Source organism: Corynebacterium sp. HMSC22B11, from assembly GCF_001815965.1.
GTDB lineage: Bacteria > Actinomycetota > Actinomycetes > Mycobacteriales > Mycobacteriaceae > Corynebacterium.
Map to the genome: position 1 here is coordinate 38371 of NZ_KV823475.1, position 20652 is coordinate 59022.

Sequence of the window (20652 nt, forward strand, 5' to 3'; positions counted from 1 at the left end):
GCGATGGCTACGGCACGCCCGACCGAGCGCCCCGTCCGGATGGTGTTTACCACCCGTGACGGTGGCGTTTCCGAGGCTCCCTACGGCAGCTTTAACCTGGGAGATCACGTCGGGGACGACCCGGCGGCGGTCGCCGCCAACCGCGGACGACTCGCCGAGATCCTGGGGCTCGACGCGGAGCGCTTCATGTTCATGGAGCAGCTGCACACCCCGACGGTCACGGAGGTCACCGCGGACATGGTGGGGTCGGGGCCCGTGCCGGCCTCCGACGCTCTCGTCACGACGCTGCGGGACGTCCCGCTGGTCGTCCTGACTGCCGACTGCGTCCCCCTCCTGCTCGCCGATCAGGACGCCCGCGTCATCGCCGCGGTCCACGCCGGGCGGATCGGGGCCCGCAACGGCATCGTTGCCCGGGCCGTGGAGCGCATGGTGGAGCTTGGCGCCAACCCCGCCGCGATCCATGCGGTGATGGGGGCTGCGGCCAGCGGCGAAAACTACGAGGTTCCGGCCGACATGGCGGCGGACGTGGAGTCCCGCCTGCCTGGGGCGAAAACCCGTACGAAGCAGGGGACCACCGGGCTCGACATCCGGGCGGGCATCGCCCGCCAGCTCGAAAGCCTCGGCGTGGGCGCGGTGGACATCGACCCGCGTTGCACCATTGCCTCCGAGAGCCTGTTCAGCTACCGCCGCGAGGGAACCACCGGTCGCCAAGCTGGCGTAATCTGGATGCCATCATGACAAGCCCAGATGGAGATAAGGCCCGCGCCCAGCGGGCAGAGCAGCTGGCGGAGAACCTCCGAGCCGTGCGGCAGCGCATCGCCGTGGCCGGGGGAGCAGACCTCCTGCCGATCACGAAGTTTCACCCGGTAGAAGACATCGAGCTCCTGCGCGCCGGCGGCATCCACGCGGTCGGGGAAAACCGCGAACAGGAAGCCAAGCGCAAGGCCGCTGACCTGGCGGGAAGCGTCGAGATCCACATGGTGGGTCAGATCCAGACCAACAAGGCCAACTCTGTGGCTCGGTGGGCCGCCGCTGTCCACACCGCGGACTCGGAGCGCCTCATTAACGCCCTCGAACGCGGCGCCGGCCTGGCGCTGAAGCGCGGCGACCGGGCGGAGAAGCTGCCGGTACTGGTGCAGTTCAGCGCCGACGGTGACCCCCAGCGCGGCGGTGCCCCGGAGGACCAGATCGACCAGCTCGCGGACCTGGTTGCGGGATCGGAACACCTCGAGCTGCGCGGCCTCATGACCGTCCCTCCTTTGGGCAGTGACCCGGCCGAGGTCTTCGCCCGCGGCCGCGCGCTGCTGGACGGCATCAGCGACCGCGTTCTGGGCGCGCCGGTGTACTCCGCGGGCATGAGCCACGACCTGGAGATCGCGATCGGCGAGGGCTCCACGTTGGTGCGTGTCGGTACGGACATCATGGGCCCGCGACCAGTACGTTAACGAACAACGAATACCCCAATAAACAGTGATTGCAGCAAGCGAAAGGAAACCCAAGCATGGCTGAGGGCTTTGGCGATAAGTTCAAGGAGTTCTTCGGGCTCGGGGGCGTAGAAAGCTACGAGGACCCTTACTACCGGGATAACTTCGAAGAGCGCCCCGAGCGCACCGAGCGCCACGAGCGTGAGGACCGTTCGGCCGGACGCTACGACTCCGATCACTACGGTTCCTACCGCTCCAGCGAGCGACGCTCCGAGGCTGGCTCCTCTCACGGCTACGGTTCCGACCGGGAGCACGCGGCCCCGGCACGTTCCCGCTACGGTGCTACCGAGCGTGAGGCTGCCCCGGCGCAGAAGAATCCGATGGTTATCCGCCTGGCGCTGAACGAGTACAACCAGGCGCGCGAGATCTCCGAGGCGCTGAAGACCGGCGACGTCGTCGTCTTCAACCTGGGTGGGATGGAGAAGTCCGCCGCAACCCGCGTGCTGGACTTCGCCGCAGGCCTGAGCCTGGGTCTGGACGCCGAGCTGAAGAAGCTGGGTGGGGTTCGTAACTTCGTGCTGATCCCGCACGGCATTGAGCTCGAGCAGTCCCAGCTGGATCAGCTGACGGAGGGCTGATCCCGAGTGGTCAACCTCATCGGAGCACTCATCCTGCTCGTCCGCCTTTTCACGCTGCTCCTCATCGTGCGGATCATCGTGGAGATGGTGCAGTCCTTCTCCCAGAATTGGCGCCCGCAGCGCTGGTTCATCATGCTTGCCGAGCCGATCTTCGCGATCACCGATCCGCCGGTCAAGGGGCTGCGTAAGCTCATCCCGCCGCTGAATATGGGCGGGGTTGCCCTCGACGTTTCTGTCTTGGTGCTGTTCTTTGGTCTGCAGATTCTCACGATGATTCTGTACTCCCTCCTCTAGCGAGGAATCCCGGGAGCACCCGGCCAGGGCGATGGTTTTTCAGAACTGGTGAAGAAAACCACCTCTTGATAGGAACAAAGCCTTTTCGCGCTGGTATGGTGGAATACAGTCTTTCTGAAGAATAAAACCATCCTGCAGACAGGCATTGCCGAAAATAACCGAGAGCGAAGGGAAGTATTGATGGCGCTCACACCAGCTGACGTTCACAATGTTGCGTTCAGTAAGCCCCCGATTGGTAAGCGTGGCTACAACGAGGACGAGGTCGATCAGTTCCTCGACCTCGTTGAGGACACCCTCGCCGAGCTCCAGGACGAGAACGCTGAACTTCGCAGCCAGGTGGGCGACGGTGGCCAGCCGGTCGCTGCCGCAGCGGACACCAAGGTCGACGAGGAGGCACTGCGCAAGCAGATCCGCTCCGAGGTTGAGGCCGAGGTCCGCGAGGAGGCTCGCCGCGAGGCTCAGAACACCCAGTCCAAGGGTGCTGCCGAGGTCTCCGGCCTGCAGTCCAAGCTGAAGGAGGCGGAGCAGCGCGCTGAGGCCGCTGAGCGCCGCGCTCAGGAGGCTGAGGAGAAGGCCAAGAAGGCTCAGCAGGATGCCGAGGCCGCAAAGTCCCAGGCTGGCAAGGCCGCCCCGCAGGCTTCCGGTGTCGCCGGTGGTGCAGCTGCCAAGGGCGCTGCCACCGAGGACACCCACATGCAGGCCGCCCGCGTGCTGTCCCTGGCTCAGGAGATGGCCGACCGCCTCACCAACGACGCGAAGACCGAGTCCAACGCCATGCTGGATGAGGCCCGCGCCGAGGCGAAGAAGACCCTGGATAACGCGGACTCTACCGCGAAGAACCAGCTGGCGGACTCCCAGAAGCGTTCCGAGGAGCAGCTCTCCGACGCGAAGACCCGCTCCGAGAAGATGCTGGCCGACGCGAAGCAGAAGTCCGAGACCCAGCTCTCCGACGCGAAGCAGAAGTCCGAGACCCTGGTCTCCGACGCCAACGCTCAGGCAGAGGCCACCGTGCGCCAGGCGCAGGAGAAGGCCAACGCCCTGCAGCAGGACGCCGAGCGCAAGCACACCGAGATCATGACCACGGTGAAGAAGCAGCAGACCGCTCTCGAGGCCCGCATCGAGGAGCTGCGCACCTACGAGCGCGAGTACCGCACCCGCCTGAAGACCTTCCTCGAGTCCCAGCTTGAGGACCTCAACAGCCGCGGCACCGCAGCGCCGAAGGCCGTCGAGGGCGAAGGCGAGCGAAACTAGCGATCATGCTCGTGGCCTCATTGGGCCTCGCGGTCCTCGGATTTGCGGCACTCCTGGTGGCGCTCTACCTGGGCTCAGTCACCTGGGCCTGGATCTGCGTGATCATCGCAGCCATCGGAGTCCTGCTCTCCATCGCGGAGGCCATCCAGCACCGTAAGAGCAAAAAATAACTACATAGCTTTACCCCTAGGGTTGGCAGCCACACCGAGCCAACCCACCGCGAGGACCCGGCCATCACCGGCGAGCGTCTCGGAAGAACAGCCCCCACGAGGGATGCCCAGTAGAACCGAGCGGAGTCGCGTTCCGTACAACAACGCAAGATAAGAGGAAGCCTTTCCAACGGGCGGGTGGCGCCCACGGAAGGCTTCAAGCAGGGTGGTACCGCGAATCCTCGTCCCTGTGCTTGAAAGAAATTTCATTTTAAGCACCAGAGACGAGGATTTTCTTATGGCTACACCAGCTGGCGGCGTCTACCCCCGCGTGGACATGAGCGGCGGGGGCAGCAACTTCCCGGCCATGGAAGAAGAGGTACTGAAGTACTGGAAGAAGGACAATACCTTCCAGGCCAGCCTCGATAACCGCAAGGACAACGAGGAGTACGTCTTCAACGACGGCCCGCCGTTCGCCAACGGCCTGCCGCACTACGGCCACCTGCTCACCGGCTACGTCAAGGACATCGTCCCGCGCTACCGCACCATGGCCGGCTACCACGTCCCACGCGTCTTCGGCTGGGACTGCCACGGCCTGCCTGCCGAGCTGGAGGCGGAGAAGCAACTGGGCATCAAGGACAAGGGCGAGATCGAGTCCATGGGGCTCGACCGCTTCAACGAGTACTGCGCCAAGTCCGTCATGCACTACGCCGATGAGTGGGAGAACTACGTCACCCGTCAGGCTCGCTGGGTCGACTTCGACAACGGCTACAAGACCATGGACCAGGACTACATGGAGTCCGTCATGTGGGCTTTCAAGGAGCTCTACGACAAGGGCCTGATCTACCAGGGCTTCCGCGTGCTGCCGTACTCCTGGGCCGAGCACACCCCGCTGTCCAACCAGGAGACCCGCCTCGACGACTCCTACCGCGACCGCCAGGACCCGACGGTCACCGTGACCATGCCGTTCACCGGCGCACGCGAGGGCTACCCAGCCACCAAGACTTGGGAGGCGCACCCCGAGCTGCACGACGCCGCGGCCATCGCCTGGACGACGACCCCGTGGACGCTGCCGTCCAACCTCGCCCTGGCCGTCGGCCCGGAGATCGAGTACTCCCTGGTCAAGGTCGGCGACGACGGTGCGGAGGGCTTCGTCGGCGCGAAGCTGCTGCTGGCTAGTGCACTGCTGGGTGCCTACGCCAAGGAGCTGGGCAAGGAACCAGAGGTGCTGGCGACCTTCACCGGCGCTGAGCTTGAGGGCCTGGAGTATACCCCGGTCTTCGATCACTTCGCTGATCAGGACAACGCCTTCATGGTGCTCGTCGCGGACTACGTCTCTACCGAGGACGGCACCGGTGTCGTCCACCAGGCCCCGGCCTTCGGTGAGGACGATATGGACGTCTGTAAGGGCTACGGCATCGACCTGGTCATCCCGGTGGACGCCGACGGCAAGTTCACCTCCCTGGTGCCCGAGTACCAGGGCACGCTCGTCTTCGATGCCAACCGCGACATCATCCGTGATCTGAAGGCCAAGCAGCGCGTCCTGCGCGACCAGACGATCGTCCACTCCTACCCGCACTCCTGGCGCTCCGGCGAGCCGCTGATCTACATGGCTCTGCCCGGCTGGTTCGTGAATGTGCTCGAGATCCGCGACCGCATGGTGGAGCTCAACCAGCAGATCGAGTGGATCCCGGAGCACATCCGCGACGGCCAGTTCGGTAAGTGGCTGGAGGGTGCCCGCGACTGGAACATCTCCCGCACCCGCTACTGGGGCTCCCCGGTCCCAGCGTGGGTTTCCGATGACCCGCAGTACCCACGCGTGGACGTCTACGGCTCCATCGAGGAGCTGGAGGCCGACTTCGGTGTCCGACCGAAGTCCCTGCACCGCCCGGACATCGACGAGCTGGTCCGCCCGAACCCGGACGACCCGACCGGCAAGTCCATGATGCGCCGCGTCCCGGACGTCCTCGACTGCTGGTTCGAGTCTGGCTCCATGCCTTTCGCCCAGTACCACTACCCATTCGAGAACGTGGCGGCCTTCGAGGAGGAGCAGCCGGCGGACTTCATCGTCGAGTACTCCGGCCAGTCCCGCGGCTGGTTCTACGTCCAGCACGTACTCTCCACCGCGCTGTTCGACCGCCCGGCCTTCAAGAAGGTCGTCGCCCACGGCATCGTCCTGGGCTCCGACGGGCTGAAGATGTCCAAGTCCAAGGGCAACTACCCGGACGTCAACGAGGTCTTCGACCGCGACGGCTCCGACGCGATGCGCTGGTTCCTCATGTCCAGTCCGATCCTGCGTGGCGGTAACCTGATCGTCACCGAGCAGGGCATCCGCGAGGGCGTGCGCCAGGCGCTGCTGCCGATCTGGAATGCGTACAGCTTCCTGCAGCTCTACGCCTCCGAGGAGGCGCGCTGGTCCGTGGACTCCGATAACGTGCTGGACCGCTACATTCTCGCCAAGACCCACGACCTGGTGGCCAACGTGGACAAGGCCCTGGCCGATACCCGTATCGCGGACGCCTGCGACGAGGTGCGTCAGTACGCCGACATCCTCACCAACTGGTACGTGCGCCGCTCCCGTGACCGTTTCTGGGCTGGCCAGGAGGCTCACCCGGAGGCCTTCGACACCCTGTACACGGTGCTCGAGGTGGCCACCCGCGTGACCGCGCCGCTGCTGCCGTACATCTCCGAGGTCATCTGGCGTGGGCTCACCGGCGAGCGTTCCGTCCACCTGGCGGACTACCCGAAGGCCGAGGACTTCCCGGCCGACGCGGAGCTCGTCGACGCGATGGATGCCACCCGTGCGGTCTGCTCCTCGGCCAGCTCGGTGCGCAAGTCCAATAAGCTGCGCAACCGTCTGCCGCTGCCGAAGCTCACGGTCGCGTTGCCGGAGTCTGCACGGCTCGCGGACTTCGCCGCCACCATCCGCGACGAGGTCAATGTCAAGGACGTGGAGTTGACGGATGACGTTGACTCCGCGGGCAGCTTCGAGGTCGTCGTCAACGCGAAGGTTGCCGGCCCGACGCTTGGCCGTGACGTCCAGCGCGCGATCAAGAACGTCAAGGCCGGTAACTACGTCCGTGACGGCGAGAACGTCGTCGTCGACGGCGATATCGTCCTGACCCCGGAGCTGTATACCGAGCGCCTGGTGGCGGAGAACCCGGACTCCACCGCGCGCGTCGCGGGCCCGGGTGGGGTCGACGGCCTGGTGGTCCTCGACACGACCGTCACCCCCGAGCTGGAGGCCGAAGGCTGGGCAGCGGATGTCATCCGCGGCCTGCAGGACGCCCGCAAGAACGAGGGCTTCGAGGTCTCCGACCGCATCAGCCTGCGCCTGTCGGTGCCGGCGGAGAAGCAGGACTGGGCTAAGCAGCACATCGGCCACATCGCCGAGGAGGTCCTTGCGGTGGAGCACGAGGTGCTCACCGGCGAGAAGCTGGGCCACGAGATCGTGGCCGGCGTGACCGCCGAGGTGGCAAAGGTGGCTCGCTAAGCCGCCATGCGCTGGGTCGCCCACATCGACATGGACGCGTTCTACGCGTCCGTGGAGCAGCTGACCCGGCCGACCCTGCGTGACCGGCCCGTCCTTGTGGGCGGGATGTCCGGGCGCGGGGTTGTGGCCGGGGCGAGCTACGAGGCGCGCGTGTACGGCGCGCGCTCAGCCATGCCGATGCACCAGGCGATCCGGCTGTGCCGCAACCGGGCGATCGTGGTCCAGCCCCGGTCGGTGCTGTATAAGACCATTTCCCGGCGAATCTTCCAGGTCATCGCCGAGCGCGCGGGCGTGGTCGAGCAGCTCTCGGTCGACGAGGGCTTCGCCGAACCACAGGGGTTGGCCGATGCCGCGGCCGCCCGGCGGTGGGCCGAGGGCCTCCAGCGCGCGGTGGAGGAGGCCACGGAGCTGCCATGCTCCATCGGGATGGCGAGCACCAAGCTGGACGCGAAGATGGCCAGCGACCTGGCCAAGCCCCACGGCATCTTCGTGGTGGAGGACCGGATGGCCACCTTCGGGCCGCGCCCCGTGGGCGACCTGTGGGGGATCGGGAGGGTCGCTCAGGCCAAGCTCGCCGACGTAGGCGTGTACACGATTCAGCAGTTCGTGGACATGGACCCCACCGACGTGAAATCACTGCTCGGCAAGGTCGGCCTGGAGGTTCAGGTCATGGCCGGCGGTGACGACCCCCGGCCCGTGGCCCCACGGGCGGAGGCGAAGCAGATCAGCGCCGAACAGACCCTGCCGGTGGACGCGCGGACCTACCGGGACGTGCTGAACATCATGGAGCTCTCCGCCCGGCAGGCCTATCGGCGGCTGCGCAAGGACGGTCGGGCCGCACGCACTGTCACGGTGAAGATCCGTACCAGCGACTTCGCGCTGCACACCCGGTCAACCACGCTGCCCGCACCAACCGATGACTTCGAGCAGTTGTTGCGCGCCGCCCGCGCGGTACTGCCGCGCCCGGAGGACTCCGGCGCCGTGCGGCTGGTGGGCGTGGGATTTTCCGGACTCAGCCACGACCGGCAGGAGATGCTCTTCCCGGAGCTCAGCCACCCCGCGGTGCCGCACCTGAGTACTACGACCGTTAGCGGCCCGGGCGTGATCCCGGCGGAGGCCGACGCAGCTGGCGAGTCACACCCCGGGGGTGCGGGGGAGCAGTCGGAAAACCGGTGGAAACAGACCCAGGACGTCTGGCACCCGGATTACGGGCATGGCTGGGTGCAGGGAAGTGGGGTGGGCGTGGTGACGGTGCGCTTTGAGACCCGCGAAACCGGTCCGGGACGCATCGCCACCTTCGGCACCGACGACCCGAAGCTCCAGCCCGCGGACCCGCTGGACAGCCTGGCCTGGGATACGGCTGCGGATGATGACGGCGGGCAGCTGGAGCTCGGTGGGGAAGACCCGACTGAGCCCCGCCCGGAATGAGATCCGGCGCACACCAACGCCTGCGGAAGCGGGCTTTGACACCCAGGCGAGTAGGATCAGGGCTTTGACACCCCCCGCGTCGAAGGAGAATGTTGACCGTGAAGATCTGGAAGTCCGTGGCCGTGGCAACCGCTGCCGTCGCCGGCCTCACGCTGACCGCCTGCGGCTCGGAGGATGCGGATAACGCAGCCACCACCGAGCAGACCACCGCCAGCAGCGCACCGTCCTCCACCGCACCGGAGGAGAAGCTGCCGACACCGAAGGAACTGCAGGAGGTTCTCCTCAAGGCCGTTGACCCGCGCGTCCCAGCCGAGGAGAAGGTCAATTCCGTCGTGGATGGTGACCAGGCTCCGGAAATCTTCGAGGCGCTGACCCGCAGCCAGAGCGAGGCTCAGGCAATGCTCGAGGTCGTGGACCCGGTGCTGCCGGGCGTGCTGCCGGATATGGCCGAGGCCACCATCAAGCTGCAGGCGCCGGAGCGGGACCCGCAGGTCATCAGTGGAGTGGAGTTCGTCCACGAGGATGGCAAGTGGAAGCTGGACACCCGCTGGGCGTGCACCCTCGTCGAGACGGTTCTGCCGGAGCAGGTCCCGCCGATGTGTAAGGAGCTCTAAGCTCCCCACGCCCTGGGCTCTGCTCCCTGGGCCTTAGGCTGTCAACGGCCTACTTCCATTCGCTGCGCGACGTGATGGTCTGCAGTACGCGCAGCGGGGCGTCGTCCTTGCCGTAAGTGACGGTCGTTTCCACGCTGACCTTGCCCTCGGCGGGCAGCGGGCGGGTGAGGTCGACGGTGATCCGCCCCTCGGAGGTTGAATCCGCCTCCAGCACCTTCAGGTCCGTATCCGCCAGGCTCGCGACCGCCGGTCGGCGCTTGGCCGCGACGTCGAGGATGACCTTGTCGCCGTCCCGCTCCACGAGCGTGTACGTCAGCTCCTGGCGCAGCGAGACCCCCTCGTCCACGCGTCCGCTGACCGTCCACGTCGCGCCCGGGCCTACTTCCTCCTCAGGGAAGACGATCGGCAGGTCCGTCATCTGCGTTAGCGCCTGCTCCACGCTGGCCCGGGCCCCGTCCGTGGCGCCTTCGGGGGCGCCGAAGGAGCGGGTCTTCACCCGGCCGCTGGGCTCCATCGTCTGGTGCATCTCGAAACCCTCGGCGGAGGCCATGTCCTCGTTCAGCTCCGCGTTCGTCCCGTCCGGGCGCCCCACCACGACGGTCGTGGCGATCTCCTCGCCCTCCTCGCTCGCCGTGGCGTTCAGTGGCAGGTCCATCGTGACATCGCCGTAGGGGACGTCCTCGCCCTCGCCGTGGGCGGTTTTCTGCTCCAACCCCTGGGTCGCCGAATAGGTCAGCTCCTGGGATGTTTCCTCCTCGCCGATGCGGTAGGCGAGGGTCGCGCGGGGGCTGTTGCCGGGCTCAAGCAGCTGCACGCGCACGCCCTCGACCGGCGCCTCGACGGCCTCTGGGCTCGACGAATCAGCAGTGCACGCGGCCGTGCCGAGGAGTCCGAGGGAACACATCAAAGCGGCGATCGCGCGCCGGCCGGTGCGGTGGGAGCGGGTGCGTGAGGGAGTAAACACGGTCATAACCGTAGCAGTTTGCAGCTCAAGCTAGACTTGCTGGAGTGAAGCAGCAGAGTAACCGAGGAACCGTGACCGCCGTGGCCCTGGCGACCCTGGCGGTTGTGGTGATCATCGACCAGCTGAGCAAGTGGCTGGCCGTGACCACCCTGCCGCCGCGCGAAGCCGTGCCGGTGCTGGGGGATTGGTTCCGTTTCTTGTTGGTCCGCAACCCGGGGGCGGCATTTTCGATGGGTACGGACGCCACCATCGTGCTGGCATTCGTCCAGCTCATCGCGGTGGGTGTGGCGGTATTCCTCGCCTTTCGAGCCCGCACCGGGCTTGGTGCCCTGACCATTGGGCTGATCGGGGGAGGGGCGGCCGGCAACCTGATCGACCGCATTTTCCGGGAGCCGGGCGGTATGCACGGCCACGTCGTGGACTTCTTCAGCTTCTGGAACTTCGCGATCTTCAACGTGGCGGATATCGCCATCACCGTCGGGGTAGTCCTCTACCTCGCCATCGTTTTCATCGTTGAGCCCCGAGCAGAAAGGAAGGCAGCGCAATGACCGAACGTGAGCAGCGGATGATGCCCGTGCCGGACGGCCTGGCGGGGATGCGTGTCGACGCAGGCCTGTCCAAGCTGCTGGGCCTGTCCCGGACGGTGGTGGCCGACCTCGCGGCCGCGGGGGACATCACCTCCGAGGGCAAGGCGCTGGGCAAGTCCGACCGGCTTGTTTCCGGCCAGTGGTTGGACGTCACCCTTCCCGCCCCGGAACGCGACCTGGCTGCCGAGCCACCCCAGCTCGTCGCGGGCATGGACATTCTCTATTCCGACGACGACGTCATCGCCGTGAATAAGCCCGTCGGTGTCGCCGCACACCCGACCTTGGGCTGGGAGGGCCCCACTGTGACTGCAGGCCTGGCGGCCGCGGGCTTCCGTATCTCTACCTCCGGGCCCCCGGAGCGCAAGGGTATCGTCCAGCGGCTCGACGTGGGCACCTCCGGGGTGATGATCGTCGCCGCGAGCGAGCGGGCCTATACCCACTTGAAGCGCGCCTTCCGCAACCGCGAGGTGGAGAAGATCTACCACGCGCTGGTGCAGGGCCACCCCGACCCGACCTCCGGGACCATCGATGCCCCGATCGGGCGCCATCCCTCGGCGGGTTGGCGCTTCGCCGTGCGCGACGATGGCAAGCACGCGGTGACGCACTACGACACCCTCGAGGCCCACCGCCAGGCCAGCCTGCTGCGGGTGAACCTGGAGACCGGCCGGACCCACCAGATCCGCGTGCACTTCTCCTCCCTGCACCACCCGCTGTGCGGCGACCCCATGTATGGCTCCGACCCGGAGCTGGCCGAGAAGCTGGGGCTGATCCGCCAGTGGCTGCACGCAGTCTCCCTGCGCTTCGAGCACCCCACGGGCCGGATGATGCAGATCGACAGCCCGTACCCAGCGGACCTCCAGCAGGCCCTGGATAGGCTGCGGGAGGCCAACGATGGAATCTAGGTCTCCGCAGGTGGTCAAGCCCAACCGCGCCCGCCAGCGGGAACTGGACTGGGAGGATACCCGCCGACCCGCGTGGGTGGCGTGGCTCGGCGGGCTCTGCGCCGTCGCCCTGCTCGTGGGGATCATGGTCATGGCCCAGTCGGACCGCACCAGCAAGCCGATGCACATCAACGGCGACCAGCTGGGGCCGTTCTACATGTCCGACCAGGCGTACGAGGAGCACTCCCGCCAGCTCCTTGACGAGGCCGAGGGGAACGAGCCCCGCTGGGCGCTGGTATCGCCCACCACGGCGATGGCGCCAAAGGACTTCGCCAAGGTCTTCGACATCCCGCACGCGGCCCGGGTGCGCGTGTCCACGCTGCTGATCGGCCCGGTGGTACAGCGCCCGATCCCGGAACCGGCCGCCGGGCTGCGCCGCGAGGACGTCTTCACCATCGCCACCGAAGGACTGGAGGGGGAGAAGGTCGCCATCAACGGCGCCCTTGTCTACGCCGCGCCCGCCGAGCTCAAGGCGATCGCGAAGAACCCGAAAGTCATGGCCGTTGAACCGGCCCCGGTGGACGCAGCCTATGGTCGTATGGGCATCCGCGCCGTGACGCACGAGGAGGAATAGCCCATGCTGTGGGGTTTTGCCGCATACATCATGTGGGGATTCTTCCCCGCGTTCTTCCCACTGCTGGAACCGGCCGCACCGGTGGAGATCCTGGCGCACCGCTTCATCTGGACCCTGGTCTTCGTGCTGCTGCTCCTGCTGGCGCTGCGCCGCATCAAGCTGCTGCGCGAGATCACGCCCCGCGAGTGGATCCGGGTCGCGGTGGCTTCGCTGCTGATCTCCGTGAACTGGGGACTCTATATCTACGCGGTCAACAGCGGTCACGTCGCGGACGCCGCGTTGGGCTACTTCATTAACCCGCTGGTCTCCGTCGTGCTGGGCGTGCTGCTGCTGCGCGAGAGCCTGCGCCCGATGCAGAAGCTCTCGGTAGCCATCGCCGCCGTGGCGGTGGTGATCCTCACCATCGCGCTGGGGCAGCCACCGATCATCTCATTGGGGCTGGCCCTGAGCTTCGGCTTCTACGGTCTGGCGAAGAAGCGCATGCGGTTGGAACCACTGCAATCCCTGGCCGCCGAGACGATGGTGCTTGCCCCCATCGCCGTGATCTACCTGCTGTGGTTGGGTCCGGAGTCAACCTTCACCACCGAGGGTGGCGGGCATGCGGCTCTGCTGATGGTCGCGGGTGTGGTCACCGCCCTGCCGCTGCTGGCCTTCGCCCGCGCCGCCCAGGAGATGTCCCTGACTTCGCTGGGCATGATCCAGTACCTCACCCCGGTCATGCAGATGCTCTGGGCCGTGTTCGTCACGAAGGAACATATCGAGCCGATGCGTTGGGTGGGCTTCTCCATCATCTGGGTGGCCGTGGTGATCTTCATCATCGACATGGTCATCCAGACCCGCGCCACCCGGCGCAACGCCTCCCTGGAGAAGATCGGCAAGGTCACTCCAGCAGCTGAGGAAGACTAGACGAAGGCCTGCCCCTCGCCCCGGTAGGTCGGCCACCGGTCCACGATCTGACCACCGGACACGACGATCACCTCGTCGAACCACTCCGCCTGCTCGCCGGCCTTCGCGTGGCGGAACCACACGTGATCTCCCAACTGCAGGCTTTTAGCCGCAGGTCCCCGCAGCGGGGTCTGTACCTCGCCAGGACCCTCCAGCGGGGCCATGCGCAGGCCAGCGGGGTAGTCCACCGTCGGCAGCCGGTCCGCCCCCGGCGGCCCGGAGGCCACCCGGCCACCACCCGCCACCGTCACCACATCGGCGGCGGGGCGGCGCACCACCGGCACCACAAACCACTGCGCCGGATCCGGTTGGAAGCTCTTATAGCGGTCGAATAACCCGGGGGCCAGCACTCCCGAGCCCGCACCGATCTCCGTGATCACTGTTTCCGCCGAGGTAGTCTCGATCGACCCAGTGCCCCCGCCGTTGACGAACTCCAGCGGCGGTTGCCCCGCGCTCGCCAGGAGCTGCTCCACGGCTCGGACAATCTTCCCGCGCCGGGTGGCCAGCTCCCGGGTGGAGATCCCCTTCATCACCGAGATCGCCGGGGAGCTATCCGTGGTCCCGGCGATCTGCCCCTCGTAAGCCATGAGACCCACCAGCCGGAACCCCGGCCGGGCGATGACGACCTCCGCCAGCCGCCGGACCTGCTCCACGGAGTGGGCCGGGGAACGCAGTGCCCCCACGTGCACCGGCCCCATGGCCAGGCTGGCGTCCACGTCGATGCACACCCGAATCTCCCCGCGTTCGGCACCGGAACCAACCTCCTCGGCCACTGCCTCGTCGATGAAGTCCAGGTGGGCCGGAGAATCCACCATCACGGTGATGGACTCCCGGAGCGTCGGGGACGCGGCGAGCGTGCGCAGCGCCTCGCGGTGGGTGGTGGGGTAGGCGACCAGGACGTCGTCGCTGACCCCGGTCTCGACCAACCAGATGGCCTCGGAGAGGTGGAAACCCAGCACCCCGGCGTAGCCGGGCAGCTCCAGCACGCGGCGCAGCATCTCGCGGATGCGCACCGACTTGCTCGCAAGCCGGATCGGGGTGCCGTTCGCACGGCGGACCATATCGCGGGCGTTGGCGAGCGCGGCGTCGAGATCCATGACAGCGAACGGGGCGTCCAGATGGGCAACGGCAGACCTGGTCAAATACTTCACGGGGCAAAAGCTTAGCGCCCGAGTTTCGTGGTGTCCGGAAAACGATAGGATATCCAGTTATGAGCCGCTCGTCTTTCGTCCACCTACATAATCACACGGAATACTCCATGCTCGACGGCATGGCGAAGGTAGACATGCTCGCCGAGGAGGTTTCCCGCCAGGGGATGCCCGCGGTGGGCATGACCGACCACGGCAACATGTTCGGCGCGGATGCCTTCTACCGCACCATGACGGCGGCCGGGATCAAACCGATCATCGGCATCGAGGCCTACATGGCCCCCGACTCCCGCTTCAACATGAACCGCGTGCGCTGGGGTAACCCGGAGCAGAAGAAGGACGACGTCTCGGCTTCCGGCGCGTACCTGCACCAGACAATGCTCGCCGAGAACGCCACCGGCCTGCGCAACCTCTTCTATCTTTCCTCCATGGCCTCTTACGAGGGCCAGCTGGGCAAGTGGCCGCGCATGGACGCCGAGCTCATCGCCGAGCACGCCGAGGGCGTCATCGCGACCACCGGCTGCCCCTCCGGCGACGTGCAGACCCGCCTCCGCCTTGGCCAGTTCAACGAGGCCCTCGAGGCCGCGGCGATGTGGCAGGACATCTACGGCAAGGACAACTTCTTCCTCGAGCTCATGGACCACGGGCTGGAGATCGAGAAGCGCGTCCGCGACGAGCTGCTGGAGATCGGCCGCAAGCTGGACCTGCCGCCGCTGGTCACCAACGACTGCCACTACGTGCTGGAGAACCAGGCCGCCGCCCACGAGGTCATGCTGTGCGTGCAGACCGGCTCCACCATGGACGAACCCACCATCGACGAGGGCGGTAAGCGCTTCGCCTTCAGCGGTTCCTCCTACTACATCCGTACCGCGGAGGACATCCGCAACCAGTGGGACCATGTCGTCCCGGATGGTTGCGATAACACCCTGTGGATCGCCGAGCGCGTCCAGGACTACGGCGAGATCTGGGAAGAACACCCCTACGACCGCATGCCGGTCGCCGAGGTTCCAGAAGGCCACACGCCGACGTCCTGGCTGACCCACGAGGTCATGTGTGGCCTGGAGGAGCGATTCAACGGCGGCCCGGTGCCGCAGGAATACATTGACCGGGCCGAGTACGAAATCGGCGTCATCGACATGAAGGGCTACCCTTCCTACTTCCTCATCGTCGCCGAGCTGATCAAGTACGCCCGCTCCGTCGGCATCCGCGTCGGCCCCGGCCGTGGCTCCGCCGCAGGCGCCCTGGTGGCCTACGCACTGACGATCACGAACATCGACCCCATCGAGCACGGCCTGCTCTTCGAGCGCTTCCTCAACCCGGAACGCCCGTCCGCGCCTGATATCGATATCGACTTCGACGACCGCCGCCGTGGCGAGATGATCCGCTACGCAGCGGATCGCTGGGGCGAGGACAAGATCGCCCAGGTGATCACCTTCGGCACGGTGAAGACCAAGCAGGCCATTAAGGACTCGGCGCGTGCCTGGTACGGGCAGGCGGGCTTCCAGATGGCTGACCGGATCACCAAGACCCTGCCGCCGGCGATCATGGCTAAGGACATCGAGCTCAAGGGCATCAAGGACCCGGAGCACCCGCGCTACGCGGAGGCCGCCGAGGTCCGTCAGCTCATCGACACCGACCCGCAGGTCAACAAGATCTACGAGGACGCCCTCGGGCTGGAGGGGGTGGTCCGCCAGGCGGGCGTGCATGCCTGTGCGGTGATTATGTCCTCCGTCCCACTGCTGGACTGCATCCCGATGTGGAAGCGCAAGCAGGACGGCGCGCTGATTACCGGCTGGCCCTACCCGGCCTGTGAGGCCATCGGCCTGCTGAAGATGGACTTCCTGGGGCTGCGCAACCTCACCGTCCTCGGCGATGCGATCGACAACATCAAGAAGAACCGTGGCGAGGACTTCGACCTCGAGGGGCTGTCCACCGAGGACGATGCGACCTACGAGCTGCTCGCCCGGGGCGACACCCTGGGTGTGTTCCAGCTGGACTCCGGTGGCATGCAGGAGCTGCTCAAGCGCATGAAGCCCACCGGGTTCAGCGATATTGTCGCCTCCCTGGCCCTGTACCGCCCGGGACCGATGGGCGTGAACGCCCACTGGGATTACGCGGACCGCAAGAACGGGCGCAAGCCGATCACCCCGATCCACCCGGAGCTGGAGGAGCCACTCAAGGAGATCCTCGACGAGACCTACGGCCTGATCGTCTACCAGGAGCAGATCATGAGGATCTCCCAGAAGGTGGCGAACTACACCGCGGGTGAGGCAGACGGCTTCCGAAAGGCCATGGGTAAGAAGAAGCCGGAGGTCCTGGCCCAGCAGTACGACAAGTTCTGGTCGGGCATGCAGGCAAACGGCTACTCCAAGGAGGCCATGGACGCCCTGTGGGGCACCATCGAGCCCTTCGCCTCCTACGCGTTCAACAAGTCCCACGCCGCGGGCTATGGGCTGGTGTCCTTCTGGACTGCCTACCTGAAGGCCAACTACACCGCGGAGTACATGGCCGCGCTGCTGACGAGTGTCTCCGATAAGAAGGACAAGTCCGCCATCTACCTGGCCGACTGTCGCCACCTAGGCATCAAGGTGCTCTCGCCGGACGTCAACGAGTCCGCCTTCACCTTCCAGTCCGTCGGCGAGGACATCCGCTTCGGCCTCGGCGCGGTGCGCAACGTCGGCGAGGACGTCGTCGAATCCATCATCGCCGCACGCGATGAGAAGGGGGCGTTCAAGGACTTCTCCGACTACCTCGACAAGATCGACGCCGTCGCCGCCTCCAAGCGTGTGACCGAGTCGCTGATCAAGGCGGGCGCCTTCGACTCCCTCGGGCACCCGCGCAAGGGCCTCGTCCTCGTCCACGAGGACGCCGTCGACGCCGTCGTCGCGACGAAGAAGGCCGCCGCCAAGGGACAGTTCGACCTCTTCGCCGGCCTCGGCGCCGAGGAGGCCGGGGACGTCTTCAAGGTCGAGGTCCCGGACCAGGAGTGGGAGCGCAAGCACGAGCTCGCCCTGGAGCGCGACATGCTGGGCCTCTACGTCTCCGGCCACCCCCTCGACGGTTTCGAGGACGCTCTCGATGCCCAGGTCGACACCCCGCTGCCCACCGTCCTGTCCGGCGAGCTGCCGAATAACAAGGACGTCAAGATCGGCGGCATCATCTCCAGCGTCGAGCGCCGCGTGGACCGCAACGGTGCGCCCTGGGTCATCGCCACCCTCGAGGACCAGCACGGCGCGCAGGTGGAACTGCTCGTCTTCGCGAAGACCTACCAGATGGTCGCCCCGCAGATCGTGGAGGACAACATCGTCCTGGCCAAGGCGAAAATCCGCTACCGCGACGACCGCATGAGCATCTTCTGCGAGGACCTGAAGTCCGCCGAGCTCTCCATCGGGGCGGGCACCGGCGTGCCACTGCGGCTGAACATCCGCGTCGACCAGGCCACCCCGGAGAACATGCAGCGCCTCAAGCAGGTGCTCAGCAACAACAAGGGAGACTCGGATGTCTACCTCACCCTCGTCGACGGCGAGCAGGAGGTGCAGTTCCTGCTCGGTCCAGAGATGCGGGTGACCAAGTCCCCGGCGCTGATGGGGGACCTGAAGGCCAGCACCTGGGAGGGTATCTTCGCCTAAACGCCCAGGTAGCCCCGGTCCTCACGGCTGCCCAACCACGAGCACACCACGAGCAGGAAAACAACACCCAGTGAGCAAGAAGAAGCAGACCCCCGAGTCGGAAGGCGCAGAAGAGTTCACCCGGCTTGCGCCCTACCGCCGCCCGACGGATAACGAGTGGCAGGCCGAGCTCGAGATCAAGCGCTCCACCTTCATCGGCCTGGTGCGGCAGACCCCCACCGAGGCCGAGGCACGGGCATTCATCGACGAGGTCCGGGAACGCTACCCGGATGCCCGCCACCACTGCAGCGCCTACCTCGTCCACCAGGACGGAGCCCAACCCATCGAGCGCTCCAGTGACGACGGCGAGCCCGCCGGCACCGCCGGACAGCCCATGCTCGAGGTGCTGCGCGGCAGCGGGGCCCTCGACGTCACCGCAGTGGTCGTCCGCTACTTCGGCGGCGTCCTGCTGGGTACCGGCGGCCTGGTCCGCGCCTACCACGACGCCACCAAGGCCGCGCTCGATAAGGTCACCTGGGTCACACGCACCCAGCTGGAGCTCTACCGCGTGGAGCTCAACCACGACGAGGCCGGGCGCGTGGAATCCGACATCCGCAATGCCGGCTACCAGATCCTGGAGACCGACTACGCCGCCCAGGTCGGCTTCCTCATCGCCGGGGACGATGCGCTAGCCACCCACCTGGCCAGCTGGACCCAAGGCCGCGTGGAACCCACCCGCGCGGGCCAACGTTGGGTAGATTTACCCACCGGAAGCTAAAACTTTTCCCAGGCACCCTGGCGACCCGGTGAGCACCCGGGCCACAACACCAAGAACGTGATAGAGGAAGAAGCACCATGACCCGCCCCTACGGAGACAACCCGATTGCCCAGCGCAAGGCCGCCGTGCGCAAGCACTCCAAGGCTATCCAGATCACCGCTGGCGTCGGCGGCGGACTCATCGTCCTGGGCGCCCTCACCGGCGCTGGCATGGGCTTCATCATCACCGTCCTGGTGATCTCCCTAATCGTGGCCGGATACAACGGCTGGCAGATCAACAAGATCATCAACCAGAAGGACAACTGGTAAACCATGGTCCGCATCGACGCCTGGGTCTGGGCCGTCCGGCTCACCAAGACCCGCGCGCAGGCCGCGGCCGCATGCCGCGCCGGGCATGTGAAAATCAACGGCGAATCGGTCAAACCCGCCCAGCACGTGGCGGTGGGGGACCAGGTGCGGGTGTGGGTCAATCACCGGGAACGCATCGTTGAGGTCACGGAGCTGCTGCACAAGCGGGTGGGGGCGCCCGTGGCGCAGAAAGCCTATATCGACCACTCTCCGCCACCGCCGCCCAAGGAGATCATCGCCTCCATGCCACGGCGTGACCCCGGGGCCGGCCGGCCCACGAAGAAGGAGCGCCGCCAGCTGGATAAGTTCATGCGCAACCAGCGGCGCCGCTGAATGCGGTAGCGCCACGTTGGTGCGCCGCGGCGCCGAATCGAGCCGGGGGACAACGCTGGGTGCAGAAGCCTGAGACAACGCCAAGGGGCGGAGCCAGCGCGTTCAGTCGCGCGCAGCGGGGGAGTAGACCTGCTGGCCGAGCTGCTGCCAACGGTTGCCGAGGCGCCCCGGGCGGGTCTCGATATTCTCCCCGATGTGCACGGTGCGCCGAATATGGTCCCGGCCGTAGGTGAACAACAGCAGGTCGTCGATGAGGCGCACCTGCCCGGGCTCGAAGGGATAAGCCATCGCCTCGTTGAGCGCGGCGATGCGATCCGGGTCCAGCAGCTCCTTGAGCTCTGCGACGGTGGTGATGCCGTGGGCAGCCAGCATCGCGATCGCCCAGCCGTAATAATCCGCCCGCGAGGTGGGGTAGGAGTTGCCTAGCAGGCGGGTGAGCAGGCCCGGCAGCGAGCGGGTGTCGAGCTCGGTGGCGTCCTGCTCCTGCGTGCGGGCGTCGACGATGCGGGCGATCTTGTCGAACTGCTCGTCGGCGAGTTCGATGAGACCTGCGGCCAGCGTGAAAGCCCGGTCCACCTCCGGGTTGCCGGACATCTCCGGGTTCTTGTAGCGCATATCGTGCTCGAACTCGGCCCACGCGTGCTGCAGCACGGTGCGCAGCTGCACCTCCACTCGCCGGCCGAGTTGCTCTGAGTAGCCGATCACGTGGTGGGAGGCGTAACCGAAGCGCCCGCTCTTGGCGGTTTCGGCGGCCTTATCGACCACGGTGTCGATGGCGAAGATGGTGCTCACCGCCGCGAGCAGCTGCTCGATCTCGCCGGAGTGGAAGGTGGTCACCCGGATGCCGACGATGTCGTGGGCGCTCGCGAAGTCCTGATATTCCGGGTAGTTGGGGTTCTTCAGCTTCGCGACGAAGCTGGAGCGGTCCTTCAGCCTCACCGAGACCTGGTCGAAGCTGATGCCCGCGTCGTCGAGCGCGGCGGCAACGAGCTCCTTCGTTTCGCGCTCGGCGGCGGGGTGCTCATCGAGCCAGGTGTCGTAGTCCTTCAGCGCCTGGGCGATGGTGCTGGCGGTTGGTGAGGTGGAGTTTCCCATGACCCAGAGTCTAAGCCACGGTTCGCGAGGCCGCGGAGAGC

General features: G+C 66.6%; 20 protein-coding genes. 17 read left to right on the forward strand and 3 right to left on the reverse strand.

Features of this window, described 5'->3' with window-relative positions; all coding sequences use genetic code 11:
• Nucleotides 1–3: 3 nt before the first annotated feature.
• The 9 genes from pgeF to HMPREF3088_RS01875 all read left to right on the forward strand — a co-directional run bounded on the left by pgeF (nt 4) and on the right by HMPREF3088_RS01875 (nt 9291).
• Complete coding sequence (pgeF, locus tag HMPREF3088_RS01840; protein WP_070758017.1) at nt 4–738, forward strand: peptidoglycan editing factor PgeF; 735 nt, start codon at nt 4–6, stop codon at nt 736–738.
• A complete protein-coding gene (locus tag HMPREF3088_RS01845) occupies nt 735–1445 on the forward strand; it encodes a YggS family pyridoxal phosphate enzyme (protein ID WP_070758018.1) in 711 nt (236 codons plus the stop codon). Before pgeF ends, HMPREF3088_RS01845 begins: the two co-directional genes overlap by 4 nt.
• 56 nt (nt 1446–1501) lie before the next feature.
• Nucleotides 1502–2062 (forward strand): cell division protein SepF, encoded by a 561-nt coding sequence (locus tag HMPREF3088_RS01850; RefSeq protein WP_070758020.1) that lies wholly within the window; start codon nt 1502–1504, stop codon nt 2060–2062.
• Nucleotides 2063–2068: 6 nt separating this feature from the next.
• On the forward strand, nt 2069–2356 hold the full coding sequence (locus HMPREF3088_RS01855; RefSeq protein ID WP_070758022.1) for a YggT family protein: 288 nt from the start codon (nt 2069–2071) through the stop codon (nt 2354–2356).
• A gap of 180 nt (nt 2357–2536) precedes the next feature.
• On the forward strand, nt 2537–3607 hold the full coding sequence (locus tag HMPREF3088_RS01860) for a DivIVA domain-containing protein (RefSeq protein ID WP_070758024.1): 1071 nt from the start codon (nt 2537–2539) through the stop codon (nt 3605–3607).
• Nucleotides 3608–3612: 5 nt separating this feature from the next.
• Nucleotides 3613–3777: a hypothetical protein gene (locus tag HMPREF3088_RS10460; RefSeq protein ID WP_168167033.1), complete on the forward strand. Its 165-nt coding sequence runs from the start codon at nt 3613–3615 to the stop codon at nt 3775–3777.
• Nucleotides 3778–4054: 277 nt separating this feature from the next.
• Nucleotides 4055–7249: an isoleucine--tRNA ligase gene (gene ileS, locus HMPREF3088_RS01865; RefSeq protein ID WP_070758026.1), complete on the forward strand. Its 3195-nt coding sequence runs from the start codon at nt 4055–4057 to the stop codon at nt 7247–7249.
• Between the two features lie 6 nt (nt 7250–7255).
• On the forward strand, nt 7256–8677 hold the full coding sequence (locus HMPREF3088_RS01870) for a DNA polymerase IV (RefSeq protein ID WP_070758028.1): 1422 nt from the start codon (nt 7256–7258) through the stop codon (nt 8675–8677).
• An 89-nt stretch (nt 8678–8766) separates the two neighbouring features.
• The gene (locus tag HMPREF3088_RS01875; protein ID WP_246817998.1) at nt 8767–9291 is read left to right on the forward strand and encodes a WKL family lipoprotein; all 525 of its coding nucleotides are present in this window, start codon (nt 8767–8769) and stop codon (nt 9289–9291) included.
• A gap of 49 nt (nt 9292–9340) precedes the next feature.
• Here the strand turns inward: HMPREF3088_RS01875 and HMPREF3088_RS01880 are convergent, their stop codons facing one another.
• On the reverse strand, nt 9341–10261 hold the full coding sequence (locus tag HMPREF3088_RS01880) for a DUF6263 family protein (RefSeq protein ID WP_070758030.1): 921 nt from the start codon (nt 10259–10261) through the stop codon (nt 9341–9343).
• A gap of 38 nt (nt 10262–10299) precedes the next feature.
• Between HMPREF3088_RS01880 and lspA the strand changes: the two genes are divergently transcribed.
• From lspA to rarD, 4 genes are read left to right on the forward strand one after another with little or no spacing between them, the layout of a single operon-like run.
• Nucleotides 10300–10803 (forward strand): signal peptidase II, encoded by a 504-nt coding sequence (gene lspA, locus HMPREF3088_RS01885; protein ID WP_070758031.1) that lies wholly within the window; start codon nt 10300–10302, stop codon nt 10801–10803.
• On the forward strand, nt 10800–11744 hold the full coding sequence (locus HMPREF3088_RS01890; protein WP_070758033.1) for an RluA family pseudouridine synthase: 945 nt from the start codon (nt 10800–10802) through the stop codon (nt 11742–11744). Before lspA ends, HMPREF3088_RS01890 begins: the two co-directional genes overlap by 4 nt.
• Nucleotides 11734–12357 carry a hypothetical protein gene (locus HMPREF3088_RS01895; RefSeq protein ID WP_070758035.1) on the forward strand — a complete coding sequence of 208 codons (624 nt, stop codon included), beginning with the start codon at nt 11734–11736 and terminating at the stop codon, nt 12355–12357. Before HMPREF3088_RS01890 ends, HMPREF3088_RS01895 begins: the two co-directional genes overlap by 11 nt.
• Before the next feature lie 3 nt (nt 12358–12360).
• A complete protein-coding gene (gene rarD / locus HMPREF3088_RS01900) occupies nt 12361–13263 on the forward strand; it encodes an EamA family transporter RarD (RefSeq protein WP_070758037.1) in 903 nt (300 codons plus the stop codon).
• Here the strand turns inward: rarD and HMPREF3088_RS01905 are convergent.
• A complete protein-coding gene (locus HMPREF3088_RS01905; RefSeq protein ID WP_070758038.1) occupies nt 13260–14444 on the reverse strand; it encodes an amino acid deaminase/aldolase in 1185 nt (394 codons plus the stop codon). The genes rarD and HMPREF3088_RS01905 overlap by 4 nt on opposite strands.
• A gap of 68 nt (nt 14445–14512) precedes the next feature.
• Here HMPREF3088_RS01905 and dnaE point away from each other — a divergent pair, with 68 nt between their 5' ends.
• The 4 genes from dnaE to HMPREF3088_RS01925 all read left to right on the forward strand — a co-directional run bounded on the left by dnaE (nt 14513) and on the right by HMPREF3088_RS01925 (nt 19516).
• Nucleotides 14513–18079, forward strand: coding sequence for a DNA polymerase III subunit alpha (gene dnaE / locus HMPREF3088_RS01910; RefSeq protein ID WP_070758040.1), 3567 nt, complete (start codon nt 14513–14515; stop codon nt 18077–18079).
• 70 nt (nt 18080–18149) lie between these two features.
• Nucleotides 18150–18836, forward strand: coding sequence for an IMPACT family protein (locus HMPREF3088_RS01915; protein WP_070758042.1), 687 nt, complete (start codon nt 18150–18152; stop codon nt 18834–18836).
• Between the two features lie 77 nt (nt 18837–18913).
• Nucleotides 18914–19144, forward strand: a complete 231-nt coding sequence (locus tag HMPREF3088_RS01920) for a hypothetical protein (RefSeq protein WP_070758044.1) — start codon at nt 18914–18916, stop codon at nt 19142–19144.
• Nucleotides 19145–19147: 3 nt separating this feature from the next.
• A complete protein-coding gene (locus HMPREF3088_RS01925; RefSeq protein ID WP_070758046.1) occupies nt 19148–19516 on the forward strand; it encodes an RNA-binding S4 domain-containing protein in 369 nt (122 codons plus the stop codon).
• Nucleotides 19517–19618: 102 nt separating this feature from the next.
• On the opposite strand, the gene HMPREF3088_RS01930 is transcribed toward HMPREF3088_RS01925, so the two are convergent.
• On the reverse strand, nt 19619–20611 hold the full coding sequence (locus HMPREF3088_RS01930) for a GTP pyrophosphokinase (RefSeq protein WP_070758048.1): 993 nt from the start codon (nt 20609–20611) through the stop codon (nt 19619–19621).
• Nucleotides 20612–20652 lie beyond the last annotated feature (41 nt).

What these genes read in the sequence shown, in the direction of transcription:
- HMPREF3088_RS01860 (WP_070758024.1), top strand. Translation starts at nt 2,537, where the DNA reads ATGGCGCTCACACCAGCTGACGTTCACAATGTTGCGTTCAGTAAGCCC.
- HMPREF3088_RS01930 (WP_070758048.1), bottom strand. Translation starts at nt 20,611, where the DNA reads ATGGGAAACTCCACCTCACCAACCGCCAGCACCATCGCCCAGGCGCTG.
- HMPREF3088_RS01845 (WP_070758018.1), top strand. Translation starts at nt 735, where the DNA reads ATGACAAGCCCAGATGGAGATAAGGCCCGCGCCCAGCGGGCAGAGCAG.
- dnaE (WP_070758040.1), top strand. Translation starts at nt 14,513, where the DNA reads ATGAGCCGCTCGTCTTTCGTCCACCTACATAATCACACGGAATACTCC.
- HMPREF3088_RS10460 (WP_168167033.1), top strand. Translation starts at nt 3,613, where the DNA reads ATGCTCGTGGCCTCATTGGGCCTCGCGGTCCTCGGATTTGCGGCACTC.
- HMPREF3088_RS01925 (WP_070758046.1), top strand. Translation starts at nt 19,148, where the DNA reads ATGGTCCGCATCGACGCCTGGGTCTGGGCCGTCCGGCTCACCAAGACC.
- HMPREF3088_RS01850 (WP_070758020.1), top strand. Translation starts at nt 1,502, where the DNA reads ATGGCTGAGGGCTTTGGCGATAAGTTCAAGGAGTTCTTCGGGCTCGGG.
- HMPREF3088_RS01875 (WP_246817998.1), top strand. Translation starts at nt 8,767, where the DNA reads ATGTTGACCGTGAAGATCTGGAAGTCCGTGGCCGTGGCAACCGCTGCC.
- rarD (WP_070758037.1), top strand. Translation starts at nt 12,361, where the DNA reads ATGCTGTGGGGTTTTGCCGCATACATCATGTGGGGATTCTTCCCCGCG.
- pgeF (WP_070758017.1), top strand. Translation starts at nt 4, where the DNA reads ATGGCTACGGCACGCCCGACCGAGCGCCCCGTCCGGATGGTGTTTACC.
- HMPREF3088_RS01880 (WP_070758030.1), bottom strand. Translation starts at nt 10,261, where the DNA reads ATGACCGTGTTTACTCCCTCACGCACCCGCTCCCACCGCACCGGCCGG.
- HMPREF3088_RS01890 (WP_070758033.1), top strand. Translation starts at nt 10,800, where the DNA reads ATGACCGAACGTGAGCAGCGGATGATGCCCGTGCCGGACGGCCTGGCG.
- HMPREF3088_RS01920 (WP_070758044.1), top strand. Translation starts at nt 18,914, where the DNA reads ATGACCCGCCCCTACGGAGACAACCCGATTGCCCAGCGCAAGGCCGCC.
- HMPREF3088_RS01870 (WP_070758028.1), top strand. Translation starts at nt 7,256, where the DNA reads ATGCGCTGGGTCGCCCACATCGACATGGACGCGTTCTACGCGTCCGTG.
- HMPREF3088_RS01895 (WP_070758035.1), top strand. Translation starts at nt 11,734, where the DNA reads ATGGAATCTAGGTCTCCGCAGGTGGTCAAGCCCAACCGCGCCCGCCAG.
- ileS (WP_070758026.1), top strand. Translation starts at nt 4,055, where the DNA reads ATGGCTACACCAGCTGGCGGCGTCTACCCCCGCGTGGACATGAGCGGC.